Origin of the sequence: Micromonospora parathelypteridis (assembly GCF_014201145.1) — a bacterium.
GTDB classification, from domain to species: domain Bacteria; phylum Actinomycetota; class Actinomycetes; order Mycobacteriales; family Micromonosporaceae; genus Micromonospora; species Micromonospora parathelypteridis.
In genome coordinates this window covers 4,195,803-4,211,237 of the sequence record NZ_JACHDP010000001.1, presented here as the reverse complement: position 1 = coordinate 4,211,237, position 15,435 = coordinate 4,195,803, and the positions used below count along the sequence as shown (strand labels likewise).

The 15,435-nt window shown below is 71.2% G+C and carries 12 protein-coding genes; 4 read left to right on the top strand and 8 right to left on the bottom strand.

Features of this window, described 5'->3' with window-relative positions; translation table 11 throughout:
* Positions 1 to 74: 74 nt before the first annotated feature.
* Positions 75 to 584: a DUF6912 family protein gene (locus HNR20_RS19040; RefSeq protein WP_184181706.1), complete on the bottom strand. Its 510-nt coding sequence runs from the start codon at positions 582 to 584 to the stop codon at positions 75 to 77.
* A 215-nt stretch (positions 585 to 799) separates the two neighbouring features.
* Between HNR20_RS19040 and HNR20_RS19035 the strand changes: the two genes are divergently transcribed.
* Complete coding sequence (locus HNR20_RS19035) at positions 800 to 1,027, top strand: helix-turn-helix domain-containing protein (protein ID WP_110564412.1); 228 nt, start codon at positions 800 to 802, stop codon at positions 1,025 to 1,027.
* 396 nt (positions 1,028 to 1,423) lie between these two features.
* Complete coding sequence (locus tag HNR20_RS19030) at positions 1,424 to 2,014, top strand: Rv3235 family protein (RefSeq protein ID WP_184181704.1); 591 nt, start codon at positions 1,424 to 1,426, stop codon at positions 2,012 to 2,014.
* Between the two features lie 702 nt (positions 2,015 to 2,716).
* Here HNR20_RS19030 and secA read toward each other — a convergent pair.
* The gene (gene secA, locus HNR20_RS19025; protein ID WP_184181702.1) at positions 2,717 to 5,644 is read right to left on the bottom strand and encodes a preprotein translocase subunit SecA; all 2,928 of its coding nucleotides are present in this window, start codon (positions 5,642 to 5,644) and stop codon (positions 2,717 to 2,719) included.
* A gap of 168 nt (positions 5,645 to 5,812) precedes the next feature.
* Between secA and HNR20_RS19020 the strand changes: the two genes are divergently transcribed.
* Positions 5,813 to 6,964, top strand: a complete 1,152-nt coding sequence (locus HNR20_RS19020) for a GNAT family N-acetyltransferase (protein WP_184181700.1) — start codon at positions 5,813 to 5,815, stop codon at positions 6,962 to 6,964.
* Positions 6,961 to 8,073 carry a GNAT family N-acetyltransferase gene (locus tag HNR20_RS19015; protein ID WP_184181698.1) on the top strand — a complete coding sequence of 371 codons (1,113 nt, stop codon included), beginning with the start codon at positions 6,961 to 6,963 and terminating at the stop codon, positions 8,071 to 8,073. The genes HNR20_RS19020 and HNR20_RS19015 overlap by 4 nt, the downstream gene beginning before the upstream one ends.
* A 68-nt stretch (positions 8,074 to 8,141) precedes the next feature.
* On the opposite strand, the gene hpf is transcribed toward HNR20_RS19015, so the two are convergent.
* The 6 genes from hpf to efeB form a co-directional block, all read right to left on the bottom strand.
* Positions 8,142 to 8,780 (bottom strand): ribosome hibernation-promoting factor, HPF/YfiA family, encoded by a 639-nt coding sequence (gene hpf, locus HNR20_RS19010; RefSeq protein WP_184181695.1) that lies wholly within the window; start codon positions 8,778 to 8,780, stop codon positions 8,142 to 8,144.
* A gap of 245 nt (positions 8,781 to 9,025) precedes the next feature.
* Positions 9,026 to 9,733 (bottom strand): ComF family protein, encoded by a 708-nt coding sequence (locus HNR20_RS19005; RefSeq protein ID WP_184181693.1) that lies wholly within the window; start codon positions 9,731 to 9,733, stop codon positions 9,026 to 9,028.
* A gap of 4 nt (positions 9,734 to 9,737) precedes the next feature.
* Positions 9,738 to 11,552: an LpqB family beta-propeller domain-containing protein gene (locus HNR20_RS19000; protein WP_184181691.1), complete on the bottom strand. Its 1,815-nt coding sequence runs from the start codon at positions 11,550 to 11,552 to the stop codon at positions 9,738 to 9,740.
* Complete coding sequence (gene mtrB, locus HNR20_RS18995) at positions 11,549 to 13,306, bottom strand: MtrAB system histidine kinase MtrB (RefSeq protein ID WP_184181689.1); 1,758 nt, start codon at positions 13,304 to 13,306, stop codon at positions 11,549 to 11,551. Before mtrB ends, HNR20_RS19000 begins: the two co-directional genes overlap by 4 nt.
* Before the next feature lie 12 nt (positions 13,307 to 13,318).
* A complete protein-coding gene (mtrA, locus tag HNR20_RS18990; RefSeq protein WP_110564421.1) occupies positions 13,319 to 14,008 on the bottom strand; it encodes an MtrAB system response regulator MtrA in 690 nt (229 codons plus the stop codon).
* A gap of 140 nt (positions 14,009 to 14,148) precedes the next feature.
* Positions 14,149 to 15,426 (bottom strand): iron uptake transporter deferrochelatase/peroxidase subunit, encoded by a 1,278-nt coding sequence (gene efeB, locus HNR20_RS18985; RefSeq protein ID WP_184181686.1) that lies wholly within the window; start codon positions 15,424 to 15,426, stop codon positions 14,149 to 14,151.
* Positions 15,427 to 15,435: the final 9 nt, after the last annotated feature.

Here is a 15,435-nt window from a genome sequence, read left to right as displayed (position 1 = left end):
GGCCGGCGTTCGCGCCCTGGCGCAGGCTGTCGGCCCTGTGGCGTTGCGGCGCGCGGTGTTAGCGGCGTTGCGGCTTAGCTGGCTGCGCGTAGCAGCAGGTCCAGCTCCGTCACGTCGTACCACTCCAGCTCGTGGTCCTCGGCGCCATCGACGGTGAACTGGGCGTCGGGGTCGCCAGCGGCCGCCTCGGCCACCACTTCGGCCGCCGCGGCGACCTCCTCGACCGCGTCCGCGCCGTCCACGTGGATCGCCGCGACGGCACCAACCGGCACGGCGTCGGCCAACGTCACCGTGCTGGAACCCAGCTCACCGTCACCCCGCCCGAGCACGCTCGCCGGCAGGTCGGCCGAGACGACGACGCGGCGGCGGGGAGCGGTCGGGTCGGCCCGGAGCAGGTTCAGCGCGTCCTGGGCGGCCCGGGTGAACGCGACGTACTCCAGCTCCTCCTCGTCGCCCTCGGCGTACCACTCGCGCAGCGCCGGGGTCACCGCGTGCGCCTGGTCAGCGGTCAGCCCGTCCTCACGCAGCCGGGCCAGCATCGGTACGGTCGCCGGCACATACACCCGGACAAGCTCGTCGGTCACCGGTCGTCTCCCCGCCTCGTCCTCCACCGGCGTCCGCCGGCACGGGCGCAGATCATGCCGCACGCCGTGACCGTCATACACCCCGGCTCCGGCCGGTGGAAGTTCCCGACCGGTGTGTCTCGGGAGGTCGGCAGGCCGCCGGCCGGGTCGGACGCTGGGCGGCCGGGGCTGTCGATGGCAAACTGAGCCAAACGACCCCAACACCGGGAGTTCCTGTGGAGCCGAGGTTCCTGCTGCTCTCCGACGTCGCCGCCGAGCTGAACGTGTCGGATTCGCAGGTCTACCACATGGTGCGCAGCGGTGAACTGCCGGCGATCAAGATCGGTGGACGCGGCCAGTGGCGCGTCGAGCGCGCGCGCCTGGAGGATTACATAGCGCGCAAGTACGACGAAACCGCAGACTGGGTGCAGAGCAATCCGCTGATCGACCGCGACCCAGAGTAGACACGGCGCCCCTCTCAGCCAGCTCAGCCCAGCGAGCTCTCCGCGTGATCCACTTCGCCGTCGCCGCACCCTGCCGCTTGATCCACTCACTGTTGCCCCACCCTCCCGCGCGATCCACTTGCTGTCGCCGCACCCTCCCGCCTGATCCACTCCGCGTAACCGCACCTTCGCGCTTGATCCACTTCGCATCGCCGCACCGTGCTGCTTGATCCACTCCATATCGCCGAAGTTGGGGTATCGCTGCGGCCTGGATACCGCCACATCGGCGAAACGGAGTGGATCACGCTGCGCAAGGGGTGCGTTCTGCCGTTGAGCCATTGACCGGGGCCGCTTTGTCGCCCAGAATCAAGGCAGTCGGAGGCAAACGAAGGTAAACACAAGATCAAAGGGGGCACGATGAGCGAGGCACGACCCGGTCCGTCCCGGCCACCCGTGCGACTGCGCCCCGTCCCGCCCATCGACCCGCCCTACGTCGACGAGACCGACGAGGCGTACTGGCCAGCACCGACCCACGGTCAGCTCGCCCTCGACCTGTTCGCCTCGACCCGGCCAGATCCGGTCCGGCCCCCGTCGCGCCGGACCGCTCTCCGCCCGGTGCCCAGCCGGTCGACCACCCACCCGGTCACCCCGATACCGCCAGCGACCGCCCCGGAAGCCACTCGGGCCGCTCATCGGTTCGTCGGCAGTTGCCTGGAGGTGGTGAACGGCTACCGTTCGCCGGCGCAGGTGCGAGCGCTGCTCGACCCGGCCCGAGCAAGCGACCTCCTGACCGAGCTGGCCCGGGCGTCCGGGCGGGCCGCGGCACCGCGCCGCCGCGCTGGCCGACCATTGGTCCGGCTGCTCCGCCTGCGGGTCTGCGAGCCCCGGGAGGCCGCGGTGGAGGCGGCCGCCGTCCTCACCGGCGCGGGCGGTCAGAGCTGGGCGATGGCGCTCCGCCTGGAACATCGTCGGGGCCGCTGGCTCTGCACCGCCCTACACGTCCTCTGACCAAACCCGACCCAACACTGCCCCGAGCTATGCGCGGTCGCCGCCACGCGCGACCTCAGCCAAACGCGACCCCAGCCACCCAGGCCCACAGCCAAGCCGGCCTCCAGCCATGAGCAATCCCCAGCCACGAGCGACCCCCCGCCACGCGGCGACCCCGGCCGCCTGCATCCCTCAGTCAAGCGGGGCCCCAGCCACGCGCGATCCCCCACCACGCACAGCCCAACCACGCAGCCCAACCACGCGCGGCCCAACCACGCGCGGCCCAACCACGCGCGGCCCAACCACGCGCGGCCCAACCACGCGCGGCCCAACCACGCGCGGCCCAACCACGCGCGGCCCAACCACGCGCGGCCCATCCACGCGCGGCCCAACCACGCGCGGCCCAACCACGCGCGGCCCAACCACGCGCGGCCCAACCACGCGCGGCCCAACCACGCGCGGCCCATCCACGCGCGGCCCAACCACGCGCGGCCCAACCACGCGCGGCCCAACCACGCGCGGCCCAACCACGCGCGGCCCAACCACGCGCGGCCCAACCACGCGCGGTCCAACCACGCGCGGTCCAACCACGCGCGGTCCAACCACGCGCGGTCCAACCACGCGCGGCGCCCCCAGCCAGGCCGGCTGGGCGGGCGTGTGGGGGCTGGAGACGCCGACGGGCCCCGGCCTGGTCGGCCGGGACCCGTCGGTCAGTGCTGTTGGTCAGTTGCCGCCGTTGGGGGCACCGTGGCAGCGCTTGTACTTGCGGCCCGAGCCACACGGGCACGGCGCGTTGCGGGACGGGCCGTTGCTCGCCTCCGCCTGGTTCGCTGCCGGCCGCCGCGAGGCGACCGACGGGACCGCCGGGCCGCGCAGCCCGGAGGCGGGCCGCTGCGGGGCGGACGGTGCGGTCTGGCCCGGTGCCGCCGGGGCGCCCGGGGCCGGTCGGCCCACGCCGAGCGCCGGCGCCTGCTGCCCGGCCTGCTCCACCGCGACCTCGCCAGGGCTGGCCTCACCGTCGATGGTGGGAGCGGAGTATTGCAGGCCCTGCCGCTGCGGAGCGCGGTTGAGGCCCTTGGCGCGGATCTCCACCGGCTTGTCGAGCAGCGCGACCTCGTCCGACCCCGCCTCGGGCTCCGGTTCGGTCACCTGGACGTCGACGTTGTAGAGGAAACCGACCGTCTCCTCCTTGATGCCGTCCATCATGGTGGCGAACATGTCGAAGCCCTCGCGCTGGTATTCCACCACCGGGTCGCGCTGGGCGTACGCCCGAAGGTTGATGCCCTCCTGGAGGTAGTCCATCTCGTAGAGGTGCTCGCGCCACTTACGGTCGATGACCTGGAGCAGCACCATCCGCTCGAGTTGGCGCACCCCCTCGGTGCCGACCTGCTCCTCACGCCGGTCGTACGCGGCGTTCGCGTCTTCCTTGAGTCGGGCGACCAGGAAGTCGGCGTCCATGCCGGCCCGGGAGCCGCCGGTCTCCTCCTCCAACTCCTCGATCGTCACGCTGACCGGGTAGAGCTGCTTGAGGCTGGACCAGAGCTGCTCCAGGTCCCAGTCTTCGCCGTAACCCTCGGAGGTGGCGCCCCGCACGTACGCCTCGACGGTGTCGTCGATCATGTTGCGCACCTGGTCGGAGAGGTCTTCACCGTTGAGCACCCGGAGCCGCTCGGCGTAGACGACCTGGCGCTGCTTGTTGAGCACCTCGTCGTACTTGAGCACGTTCTTGCGGATCTCGGCGTTCTGGCCCTCGATCTGGGCCTGGGCGCTCTTGATCTGCCGGGTGACCATCTTCGACTCGATGGGCACGTCCTCCGGGATGTTGAAGCGCTCCATCACCGCTTCGACCGCCCCGGCCCGGAAGCGCCGCATCAGCTCGTCCTGCAGGGACAGGTAGAACCGGGACTCGCCCGGGTCGCCCTGCCGGCCGGCGCGACCACGCAGCTGGTTGTCGATCCGCCGGGACTCGTGCCGCTCGGTGCCCAGCACGTAGAGGCCACCGGCGGCGGAGACCTCGTCCGCCTCGGCGTCGCAGGCCTGCTTCCACGTGGGAAGGACCTCCTCCATCGCCTTGGCGTACTCCTCCTCGTTTTCCAGCGGGTCGAGGCCGCGCTGGCGCAGCTCGTTCGCGGCGAGGAACTCGGCGTTGCCACCGAGCAGGATGTCGGTGCCTCGGCCGGCCATGTTGGTGGCCACCGTGACGGCGCCCTTACGCCCTGCCTGGGCGACGATCTCGGCCTCCCGCGCGTGGAACTTGGCGTTCAGCACGTTGTGCGGGATGCCGCGTCGGCGCAGCAGTTGGGAGAGGATCTCGGAGTTTTCCACCGAGACGGTGCCGACCAGCACCGGCTGGCCCATCTGGTGCCGTTCGGCGATGTCCTCGATGACGGCGTTGAACTTGGCCTTCTCCGTCTTGTAGATGACGTCCGGCCGGTCCTCGCGGACCATCGGGCGGTGGGTCGGAATCGTCACGACGCCGACCTTGTAGACCTTGTTGAACTCGCTCGCCTCGGTCTGCGCCGTACCGGTCATCCCGGACAGCTTCTCGTAGAGGCGGAAGTAGTTCTGGAGGGTGATGGTGGCCAGGGTCTGGTTCTCCTGCTTGATCTCCACCCCCTCCTTGGCCTCGATCGCCTGGTGCATGCCCTCGTTGTAACGACGGCCGTGCAGGATGCGACCGGTGAACTCGTCGACGATCAGGACCTCACCGTCGCTGACGATGTAGTCCTTGTCGCGCTTGTAGAGCTCCTTGGCCTTGATGGCGTTGTTGAGGTAGCCGACCAGCGGGGTGTTCACCGACTCGTACAGGTTGTCGATGCCGAGCCGGTCCTCGACCTTGGCGACACCGCGCTCGGTCACCGCGATGGTGCGCTTGGAGTGGTCGACCTCGTAGTCGCCCTCGCCGTCGGTGCCGGGCTGGAGCCGGCCCACCACGCCGGCGAACTCGCCGTACCAACGGGCCGAGTGTTCGGCCGGGCCGGAGATGATCAGCGGGGTACGTGCCTCGTCGATCAGGATGGAGTCGACCTCGTCGACCACGGCGAAGTTGTGGCCGCGCTGGACCAACTCGTCCTTCGACCAGGCCATGTTGTCGCGCAGGTAGTCGAAGCCGAATTCGTTGTTGGTGCCGTAGGTGATGTCGCACTCGTAGGCGGCCTTGTGCTCGGTGGCCGGCCGGTTGGGCAACACCACGCCGACGGTCAGCCCGAGGAACTCGTGCACCCGGCCCATCCAGGCGGCGTCGCGCTGGGCGAGGTAGTCGTTGACCGTGATCACGTGCACGCCCTTGCCGGACAGCGCGTTCAGGTAGACGGCCATGACCGAGGTCAGCGTCTTGCCCTCACCGGTCTTCATCTCGGCGATGTTGCCGAAGTGCAGCGCCGCGCCACCCATCACCTGGACGTCGTACGGACGCTGGCCCAGCACCCGGGCGGCGGCCTCGCGGGCCACGGCGAACGCCTCCGGCAACAGGTCGTCGAGGGTCTCCCCGTCGTCGAGCCGCTCCCGGAACTGTTCGGTCATGCCGGCCAGTTCCTCGTCGGTGAGGTTGACGTAGTCGTCCTCGATCGAGGTGACGGCGGCGGCGATGGCCTTGAGCCGGCGCACCATGCGGCCCTCGCCCGCGTTAAGGACCTTTTCCAGAATCGACACGGATCAACGCTCCCCTAGACAGTCTCGAACCATCGTAAGCGCTCCATCGGCGCGATGGTCACTGGTGGCGGTGGTCGACCCCGCCGAAACCGACATAACTCGCGTCCTGCGCACATCCCAAACGTTATCCGGTTACGCCGTCGGCGAACGCTGCGGCAGTATGCACAAATGAAGCCCGTGGAGATCATCGAGGACGGTGTGCTGCTGCGGCCCTGGCGGGAAGCCGACGCTGACGCAGTGCACAAGGCGTGCCAGGACCCGGACATTCAGCGTTGGACCACCGTGCCGCGCCCATATCTACCGGAGCACGCTCACGGTTTCGTCACCGAGTTGAGTGGTCGGGCCTGGGCGGAGGGCACCGGTGCGCCGTTCGCGGTGTGCGACTCGGCCACCGGTGAGCTGCTCGGCTCGTGCGGTCTGATCTCCATCGACCGTGCCGGCACGGGTGAGATCGGCTACTGGACGGCCCCCTGGGCACGCGGCCAGGGCGTGATGGCAAGGGCCACCCGGGCGGTGGCCCGTTGGTCCTTCGACGTCCTCGGGCTACGCCAGCTGATCTGGCGGGCCGAGGTGGGCAACCATGCCTCCCGGCTCGTCGCGCTCCGGGCCGGCTTCCGGATCGACGGCCGGCTGCGGCTGGCCGACCCGGCGCCGCACACGGGCACCGACGGCTGGATCGGCTCGCTGCTGCCCGGCGAGGTGCCCGCGCCCGGGTCGACCGGGCCGGCCGGTCCGGGCACCCTCGCCGCCCTCCGGGCCGCCGTCTTCGGTCGCCCGCAGCCCGTCCTCTTCGCCACCGCCGGGGCCGGCGAGCTGCGTCTACGGCCGATGGAGGAGCAGGACCTGGACGGCGTGGTGCAGACCTGCCGGGACCCGGACACCATCCGCTGGACGACCGTGCCGGACCCGTACGAGCAGGCCGACGCGCAGGGGTACCTGGTCTACGGCCGCGACGCCTGGGCTCGGGGGGACTCCGCCTGCTTCGTGATCGCCGACGCGGACGACCGGTACGCGGGCACGATCGACCTGCGGCTCTCTCCCACCGACGCGCTGCTGGCCGACGTCGGCTTCATGACCGCCCCGGCGGCCCGTGGCCGGGGATACATGCCGGCCGCGCTGGTCGCGCTCAGCGCCTGGGGCTGCGCCACGCTGGGCCTGGCCCGGATCGAGTGGAAGGCGAACGTCGGCAACATCGCCTCCCGCCGGGTGGCGGAGAAGGCGGGCTTCACGTTCGAGGGGACCGCCCGGGACGGGGTACAGCACCGGGGCGAGCGGGTCGACGCGTGGGTGGCCGCGCTACTCGCGAAGGACCTGGGGTGAGCCTCAGTCAGGTCGTCGAGGCGCGCGGGGTGCGGCTTCGGCCGTTTCGCGCCAGCGACACCGCCGATGTGGTCGACGGCTGCGCGGACCCGCTCAGCCAGCGCTTCGTGTCGACCATGCCGGCGCCGTACACCGAGACCGATGCCCGTTGGTGGATCGACGCCGGCGCACCGGCGGCCTGGACCGGCGGCGGCGCGGCGTACGCCATCGCGGACCCGGCCACCGACCGACTGCTCGGCGCGGTGGGGCTGAACTATCCGGTGCCCGGGCGGAGCCAGGCCGAGATCGGCTACTGGGTGCGGCCGGTGGCGCGCGGGCGCGGGGTGGCCACCGCGGCCACCCGCGCGCTGAGCGAGCACGCGTTCGCCACCGGGACATTCCGGCTCGAGTTGCTCACCGAAGCGGAGAACGGGGGCAGCCAGCGGGTCGCGCTGGCCGCCGGCTACCGGTACGAGGGCCTGCGTCGGTCCGCCGGTCAGCACCGGGACGGCGGACGGCACGACATGCTGGCCTGGGTACGCCTCGCCGAGGATCCGCCCGGCCCGGTCGCGCGACTGCTGCCGGATCTGCCCGACGGGATCCTCACCGATCAGGTGGTGGCCCTGCGCCGGCTCGCGCCGGACGACGCGGAGGTGATGTACGAGCTGCACAGCCGACCCGAGGTGGTGGCGAACCAGGCGCCGCCGGTGCCGCCGACCCGGGAGGCGATCGAGCGGCGCTGCCGAACCGCGGAGAGCACCTGGCTGACCGGCGAGATCGCCCGGTTGCTGATCACCGACATGGCCACCGGCGAGCCGGCGGGCAGTTGCGGGTTGTCGTACACGGAGGTGAGCAGCGGCGAGGGCTCGATCGGCTACGCGCTGCTTCCGGCCTGGCGGGGCCGGGGGTACGCCACCCGCGCGGTTCGGCTGCTCGCCGGCTGGGCGTTCGGGCCGGCCGGTATCGCCCGTCTGACCGCCGGCACCGTGCCGGAGAACACCGCCTCGCACCGGGTGTTGGAGCGGGTCGGCTTCCAACGCGAGGCCCTGCAGCGCGGCCGTCTGCCCGGGCTGGCCGGCACCCGCCTCGACGACCTGACCTTCGCGCTGCTGCCGGCCGAACTGCGCTGACGGATCACGGAGTTGTGGCGGGTTCGCTCCCCACCACAACTCCGTGATCGACGCGGCTCGGCTACCGGTCAGGTGGCGAGGGAGATGATGCCGTAGTCGTAGGCGTGGCGGCGGTAGACGACGCTCGGGCGGCCGGATTCCTTGTCCTGGAACAGGTAGAAGTCGTGGCCGACCAGCTCCATCTCGAACAGCGCGTCGTCGACAGTCATCGGTTCCGCCGGGTGCACCTTCTCCCGGGCGATGTGCCACGGCTGCTGATCGTCGTACTCCTCTTCGACCCGCTCCACGACGGCGGTGCCGGCGCGGGCACCGTCGACCGGCGCGCCCAACGGGGCGGCAACCAGGTCCGCGACCGGCAGGCCCGCGGTCGCCTCGGCGACGGAGATCGGCGCGTGCCGACCCCGGTGTACGCGGCGGCGGTCGGCCGCGCGGCGCAGGCGGGTGTCGAGTTTCGCGATGGCCGCGTCGAGCGCGCTGTAGAAGTCGTTTGTGCAGGCCTCGGCCCGCATGACCGGGCCCCGGGAGACGCAGGTGATCTCCACCCGCTGGCAGTGGTCGGCCTGGCGCGGATTGCGCTCGTGAAACAGCTCGACATCGACACGAATGAGTTTGTGATCGTAACGTTCGATCTTGGCGAGTTTCTCAGCTACGTGCACCCGGTAATGGTCGGGCACTTCGACGTTTCGACCCTTGACCACGATTTCCACGTGACCTCCCTTGTTCGGACGGTCTTCGATCCGGTAACCCGGTCGCGCGCCGTGGGGAGACCCGCTGGCGTCGACCGGTTGGTACGGCTACGCCTCCTCTCACCGCCGGGGGCGGGTGGAACAACCTCCTACCCCCGACAACGAAACGCTAACTCCTGTTTGGCTGGCCGTCACCCCATGTTGCCGAGACCGCCCAGGATTTTTCGCAGCTCATACACCAATGGGTGAAACGGAAACACGGTCGGTTACAAGAGGTGTCTTTTCTCGGTCGCCGCGAGCACCGCGGCGACACTCGGTGCCCAGCCGGTCGCCGTCAGCACCCTCGTCGCGGCGGCCAGGGTGACGCCGGTGGTGACGATGTCGTCCAGCAGCACCACGACCGGCGCCGCGCCCGCGGCACGACCACCGCTCGGCCCCGTGGAGCGTGGCCGGAATGCGGCCTCGGCCGCCGCCGCCCGCCCGGCGCTGTCCAGGGTGACCGAGTCGGGTCGGGGCAGCGCGCGCAGCGGACGGTGCACCCGCGCCGACCAGCCGCCCCGGTTGAGCCGGGCCGCGCAGTGCCGAGCCAGCCGGTCCAGGTGGTCCCCGTAACGAGACCGGGCCGCCGCCGCAGTGTCCGGGACCGGCACCAGCGCCAGGGGACGAGCCACACCGACCGCCGCCGCGACGACCTCGGCGAGCAGGGCGCCGAGCGGGCGGGCCAGACCGTGCCGACCGTGGTCCTTGTACGCCAGCAGAGCCTCCCGCAGCGGCCCGGCGTACGGGCCGAGTGCGACGCAGGACGGCAGACCCGGCGGGGCGGGGGTGGGGCGGACCGACCGTGGGCGCAGCGCGCCGAGCGCCTCGGCACAGGCGGGGCAGACCCCGTGCCGCAGCCCGGGCCGACGCTCCCGACAACCCGCGCAGTCGGCGGGCAGCACCAGGTCGGCGAGGTCCGCCCAGAGCCCGCTCACCGCGTCAGTAGAGGAAGAACGGCGCCGACGGGTTGCTCGGGCGGACGCCCGACGGGACCGGTGGGATGCCCCGTACGCTGTCGGGCTCGATCCGTTCGAACGGGCTGCTGCGGTAGGCCACCCCGTTCGCCTCGTACATGTAGGCCCCGCTGGGCATCCGTACGTTGCGGTTCGTCGGGTACGCCGTCAGGTGGTTGACCTTGGCTCCGAGGTCGGTCCTCAGCGGCGTCTCCAGGGCGCCGTCGACGCTGATCTCGTAGATCGCCGGCTGACCGGCGGACCCCGCCACCACCAGTTGGTCCTCCCTGCCCCAGTCGACGGCCGTGAGGCCGGTCAGCGAGGTGGCCAGCTGCCTGGGCGGGCCGATGGAGACGCCGCCGCCATCCGAGTTGACCGCCGCGACGTAGAGTCGGCCGCCGACGATCAGCGCGACCCGCTGGCCGTCCAGCGCGGCGGCCACCGCGGTGACGTCGGAGGGCAGGTTGAGGGGCACCGGGTACATCTTGGCCGTCTCGTCGAACCGGTAGAGCTGCCCGTCGGCCACGACCAGACCGCGGCCGGAGCGCGAGTCGACCGCACGCAGCCAGACCGGCCGGCTCATCGAGGAGTATTCGGCGGTGCTGCGACTGATGACGGAGACCGGCGCGGTGCCCGTGCCCACCGCGAGTCGGCGCCGACCACTGCTGCTGCCGGTGACCACCATCGCGGCGAGGACCCGCTGCTCCCTGGCCAGCGCCAGGTCGGCGGAGACGATGTTGCGATTGGCCTCGGGCGCCAACGGCACCGCGCCGCTGAGTTCGCTGCCGAAGTCGAGCGGGTGGATGGCGCCCTCGTACACGCCGAAGCGCTGCGGGCTCTGGGCGTTCGGGTAGAGCTCGTCGGTGCCTCGTCGCTCGTCCAGGTCCTGCACGGGCAGCGCGTTGTTGCGGATCTTCAACTCCAGCTTGCCCGGCAGATCGCCCAGCGACCAGGCGATCTGTGTGATCAGCTGGTCGATCCCGTTCTGGTCGTCACCGGACATGTCCAGGTTGACCTCCCACCGGCCGTTCCCGCCGGTGGCATTGTTGATCAACTCAGTGCGGTCGGGTAGCCCGACGACGCCCGGGCGCAACCAGTCGGAGGGGCCACCGACCAGCCACTTCACCACCTCGTTGACCCGGCGCTCGTCCGGCAGCGCCTGCGGCCGGTAGCGCTGGTCGGGCACGAGGCGGCTGCGGTCCGAACTCCAGAAGTAGATCGACTCGGTCTGGTAGTACTGACGAAGGGCGACGTCGCTGAGCAGCAGCACGTTCGGTGGGTTGAGGATGTACAACCCGGCGCGCTCGTCGTTGGCGCCGCCGTTGAGCGCCGCGCTGCGGAGCCCGAACTCGTACTCGGTGTCGGTCGCCACCGGCGGTGCCAGCGTGCCGTTGGCCCGCAGCACACCGATCTGCTGCACGGTGATCTTCACCGTGGTGGTCGAGTCGCTGTTGAGGGTGTAGACCGCCTCGCGCAGCCGGACCACGTTCAGCGCGACCTCGCTGCCCTTCTTCTCCTGCAGGCGGTGCTTGTGCTCCGGGGCGATGAACGCCTTGACCCGCTCGTACGCCCGATCCGGCTCGCCGGCGGCGGCGGACAGGAAGTTGCGGACGAACGCCTCGTTGACGCTGCCGCTGGCCGTCCGCGTCGGCGGCTCACTGACCCCACCGTTGACCACGCCGGCCCCCGTCGCGGCACCGCCCTTACCGTCCACCCGCACGTCGGAGGCGGCCGGGATGCCGCAGCCGGCGCCGAGCACCACCAACACGCCGAACGCCCCGAGCAGAGTCGGCCGTCTCACGAGCGCACCTCCGCCCGCTGTCCGTCCCCGGCCGGAGCCGGGCCGATCGCCAGTGCCCCGCCGGTGCCGGGCCCGATGGCCAGCGGACCACCGTCACGGGGGCCGCCGAACGGCAGCGCGGCGTCGGCCGGCACCAGCCGCAGCGGCGAGGTGGTCAGTCGGTCACCGGCACGGGCCGGCAGCGTGAGCCGGAACTGCGCGCCCTGCCCGGGAGCGCCCCACGCCTCCAGCCAGCCACCGTGCAGGCGGGCGTCCTCCAGGCTGATCGACAGGCCCAGCCCGGTGCCCCCGGTCTGCCGAGCCCGGGACGGGTCCGCCCGCCAGAACCGGTTGAACACCAGCTTCTCCTCGCCCACCTTGAGCCCCACGCCACGGTCGCGGACGGTGATCGCCACGGCGGTCTCGTCAAGGCCGAGGGTGATCAGCACCGGACGGGCCTCGCCGTGTTCGACGGCGTTGCCGACCAGGTTGCGCAGCACCCGCTCGACCCGGCGCGGGTCGACCTCGGCGATCACCGGCGTGCCCGGCAGGTCAAGCTCGATCGGTACGCCGACCCGCTCGGCCAGGCCAGCCAGCCGGTCGACCACCCGGTGCACCACAGGCACCAGGTCGGTCGGCTCGGAGTCCAGCATGGCGAAGCCCGCGTCGAACCGGCTGATCTCCAGCAGGTCGGTGAGCAACTCCTCGAACCGGTCCAGTTCGGCCTGGAGCAGCTCGGCGCTGCGGGCCACCGCCGGGTCGAACTCGTCGCGCTCGGCGAAGATCAGGTCGGCGGCCATCCGGACCGTGGTCAGCGGGGTACGCAGCTCGTGTGAGACGTCGGAGGTGAAGCGGCGCTGCAGCCGGGACATCTCCTCCAGGCGCAGGATCTGCCGTTGCAGGTTGGTGGCCATCTGGTTGAACGAGGCGGCGAGCAGGGCGAGGTCGTCCTCGCCGTTGACCACCATCCGTTGGTCGAGCAGGCCGGCGGAGAGTCGCTGGGCGGTCCGTGCGGCGACCCGGACCGGGTTGACCACCAGTCGGGTGACCAGCGCCGCGAGCAGCCCGAGCAGGATCACCAGGGCGACACCGGTGGCCACCACGGTGGCTCGGGCGTCGGCGGCGGTGACGTCCTGCCGGGTCAGCGGCACCAGGTAGTAGAGCTCGATCTGGCCGAAGCGGGTGGGCACCGGCGAGCCGTAGATCAGATATTTGGTGGAGTCACCGGTGAGCCGCCCGGTGCGGATCTGGCTGGCGACCTTGCCGTCGGCGATCGCGGCCCGCAACTCCGGGCTGATCAGCTGCTGGACGTTCGCGGAAGGTGCGGTGCGCGTCTGGATGTCGTTGGGATAGCCGTCCGCCGTGATCGCCACCACCACCCCGCTGGTCTGCTGGGGGTCACCGCCGGCCAGGTAGTTGACCGTGCCGTCGATGGTCTGCTGGAGCTGCGCCTCCTGCGGCTGGCCGTAGAGGGAGACCTGCTTGGCCGTGTAGCTGGCGCCGCTGATCACCCGCTGCCGGACGTCGCTGCGGGCGCTGTCGAGCAGGATGGTAGTGATCTTGTCAGCGATCAGGAACGCGAAACCGCCGACCAGCAGGCTGGAGGCGACCAGCGTGATGGTCACGACTCGGACCTGCAGGGAGCGGCGCCAGGTCTGGTGCACCCGGGCCACCACCCGGGCGACCCGGCCACTGACGGCACGCCAGGCCTCCCCGCCGGCGCTGGGCCGGCGGGTAGCCGTGCTCGGGGAGGGTGGGGGCGGCGTGGTCGACACAGTGCGACCAGGCTATCCGGTCCCCGCCTTGTAACCCACGCCCCGCACGGTGAGGATGATTTCTGGTCGCTCCGGGTCCGGCTCGATCTTGGCCCGCAACCGCTGCACGTGCACGTTGACCAGACGGGTGTCGGCCGCGTGCCGGTAGCCCCAGACCTGCTCCAGCAGCACCTCGCGGGTGAAGACCTGACGTGGCTTGCGGGCGAGCGCGACCAGCAGGTCGAACTCCAGCGGAGTCAGCTTCACCTCCTCGTCGTTGCGGCTCACGGTGTGCGCGGGCACGTCGATGGTGATCTGGTTGTCGGGCGGCCCGATGGTCAGCATTTCGGGGGCCACGTCCTCGCCCCGGCGCAGTCGGGCCCGCATCCGGGCGACCAGTTCCTTGGGCTTGAACGGCTTGACCACGTAGTCGTCGGCACCGGACTCCAGGCCGAGCACGACGTCCACGGTGTCGCTCTTGGCGGTCAGCATGACGATCGGCACGCCGGACTCCGCCCGGATCGACCGGGCGACGTCGATACCGCTCATACCGGGCAGCATCAGGTCAAGCAGCACGATATCGGGGCGACTGTCACGAAAGGCGGCCAACGCCCGCTCACCGTCCGCCACGAACGAGGGCTGGAAACCTTCGCTGCGCAGCACGATGCCGAGCATCTCGGCGAGCGCGGGGTCGTCGTCGACCACCAGTACGCGGGCTCTCATGGGATTAATATTGCATCCTCATTCAGTTTGGTGGGACCGGCGTCTGCCGGAAACGGATGGCTGCCCCCATGATCCCCCTTCGGCGCCGCCCGGCGCCACCGCAGCCTGCGCCGATCCCGCTGTCGCCATCCGGACGTAGGTCAGCTGAACAGTGCTCTTCCCCAGTGGTCTCCGCCGTCGGGTACCCCGGGTGGGCAGGCGAACACGCCGCTGGAAACATGGCGCAGATACTCGTTCATCACGTCGTGTCGAGCCAACTGGGTCTGGATCGGTACGAACTGGCGGCGCGGGTCGCGCTGGTAGGCGATGAAGAACAGGCCCGCGTCGAGGCGACCGAGGCCGTCGGAGCCATCCACGAAGTTGTAACCCCGACGCAGCAGTTGGGCGCCGTCGTTGCGGCTCGGGTGGGCCAGCGTCACGTGCGCGCGCTCGGCGATCGCCGGCTTGCCGTCCGTGCCGAGCGCCGTGAAGTCCGGTTCGTCGAACTCGTCGGCCCGACCCAGCGGGGCGCCGCTGCCCTTGCTCCGGCCGACGATCTCCTCCTGCTCGGCCAGCGACGTCCGGTCCCAGGTCTCCACCAGCATCCGGATCTTGCGAGTGACCAGGTACGAGCCGCCCGTCATCCAGTCGGGCCCGTCTCCCGGCTGCACCCACAACTGCTCGCGCAGCAGCGCGGTGTCCTCGGCTTTCAGGTTGGCCGTTCCGTCCTTGAACCCGAAGAGGTTACGGGCGGTGGCCTGCTCGCGGGAGGTCGACGAGGTCCGGCCGAAGCCGAGCTGCGACCAGCGGACGCTCACCACGCCCATGCCGAGCCGGGCCAAGTTACGGATCGCGTGGACCGCGACCTGCGGATCGTTGGCGCACGCCTGCACGCAGAGGTCACCGCCGGACAGCTGCGGCTGCAACGCGTCGCCGGGGAACTTCGGCAGCTCGGCGAGGGCGGCGGGCCGCCGGTCGGCGATGCCGAAACGGTCCCTGCCGTCGGCGTCGCGGAACAACGTCGGACCGAAGCCGATCGTCAACGTGAGCTGCGACGGGGGCAGACCGAGCGCCTCACCGGTGTCATCCGGCGGAGCCTGCGGCATCCCACCGACAGCGCCGAGCAACCCGGCGTCGCGCCCCGCCGTCATCCGAGCCGCGGCAGCCGTCCACTCCTCGAGCAGCTCGACCAACCGGGCCCGGTCCTTGGTGATCACATCGAAAGCGACAAAATGCAGCCGGTCCTGCGCCGGAGTGACGATGCCCGCCTGATGCTCACCATGGAACGGCACGGCCCCGGCCGGGTGGTCACTCGCCGCGGCCGGGCCACGGGAGCCGTTCACCAACGCGCCCGCGCCGGCCGCCACCCCGGCGACCCCGGCCACCCCGGCGCCGGCGAGCGTGATCGCCCGCCGTCGGGTCAACCTGCTCCCGCTCATCGAATCGAC

Coding starts and splice junctions, on each gene's coding strand:
- HNR20_RS19020 (WP_184181700.1), top strand. CDS start 5,813: ATGAAGCCCGTGGAGATCATCGAGGACGGTGTGCTGCTGCGGCCCTGG.
- HNR20_RS19030 (WP_184181704.1), top strand. CDS start 1,424: ATGAGCGAGGCACGACCCGGTCCGTCCCGGCCACCCGTGCGACTGCGC.
- mtrA (WP_110564421.1), bottom strand. CDS start 14,008: ATGAGAGCCCGCGTACTGGTGGTCGACGACGACCCCGCGCTCGCCGAG.
- efeB (WP_184181686.1), bottom strand. CDS start 15,426: ATGAGCGGGAGCAGGTTGACCCGACGGCGGGCGATCACGCTCGCCGGC.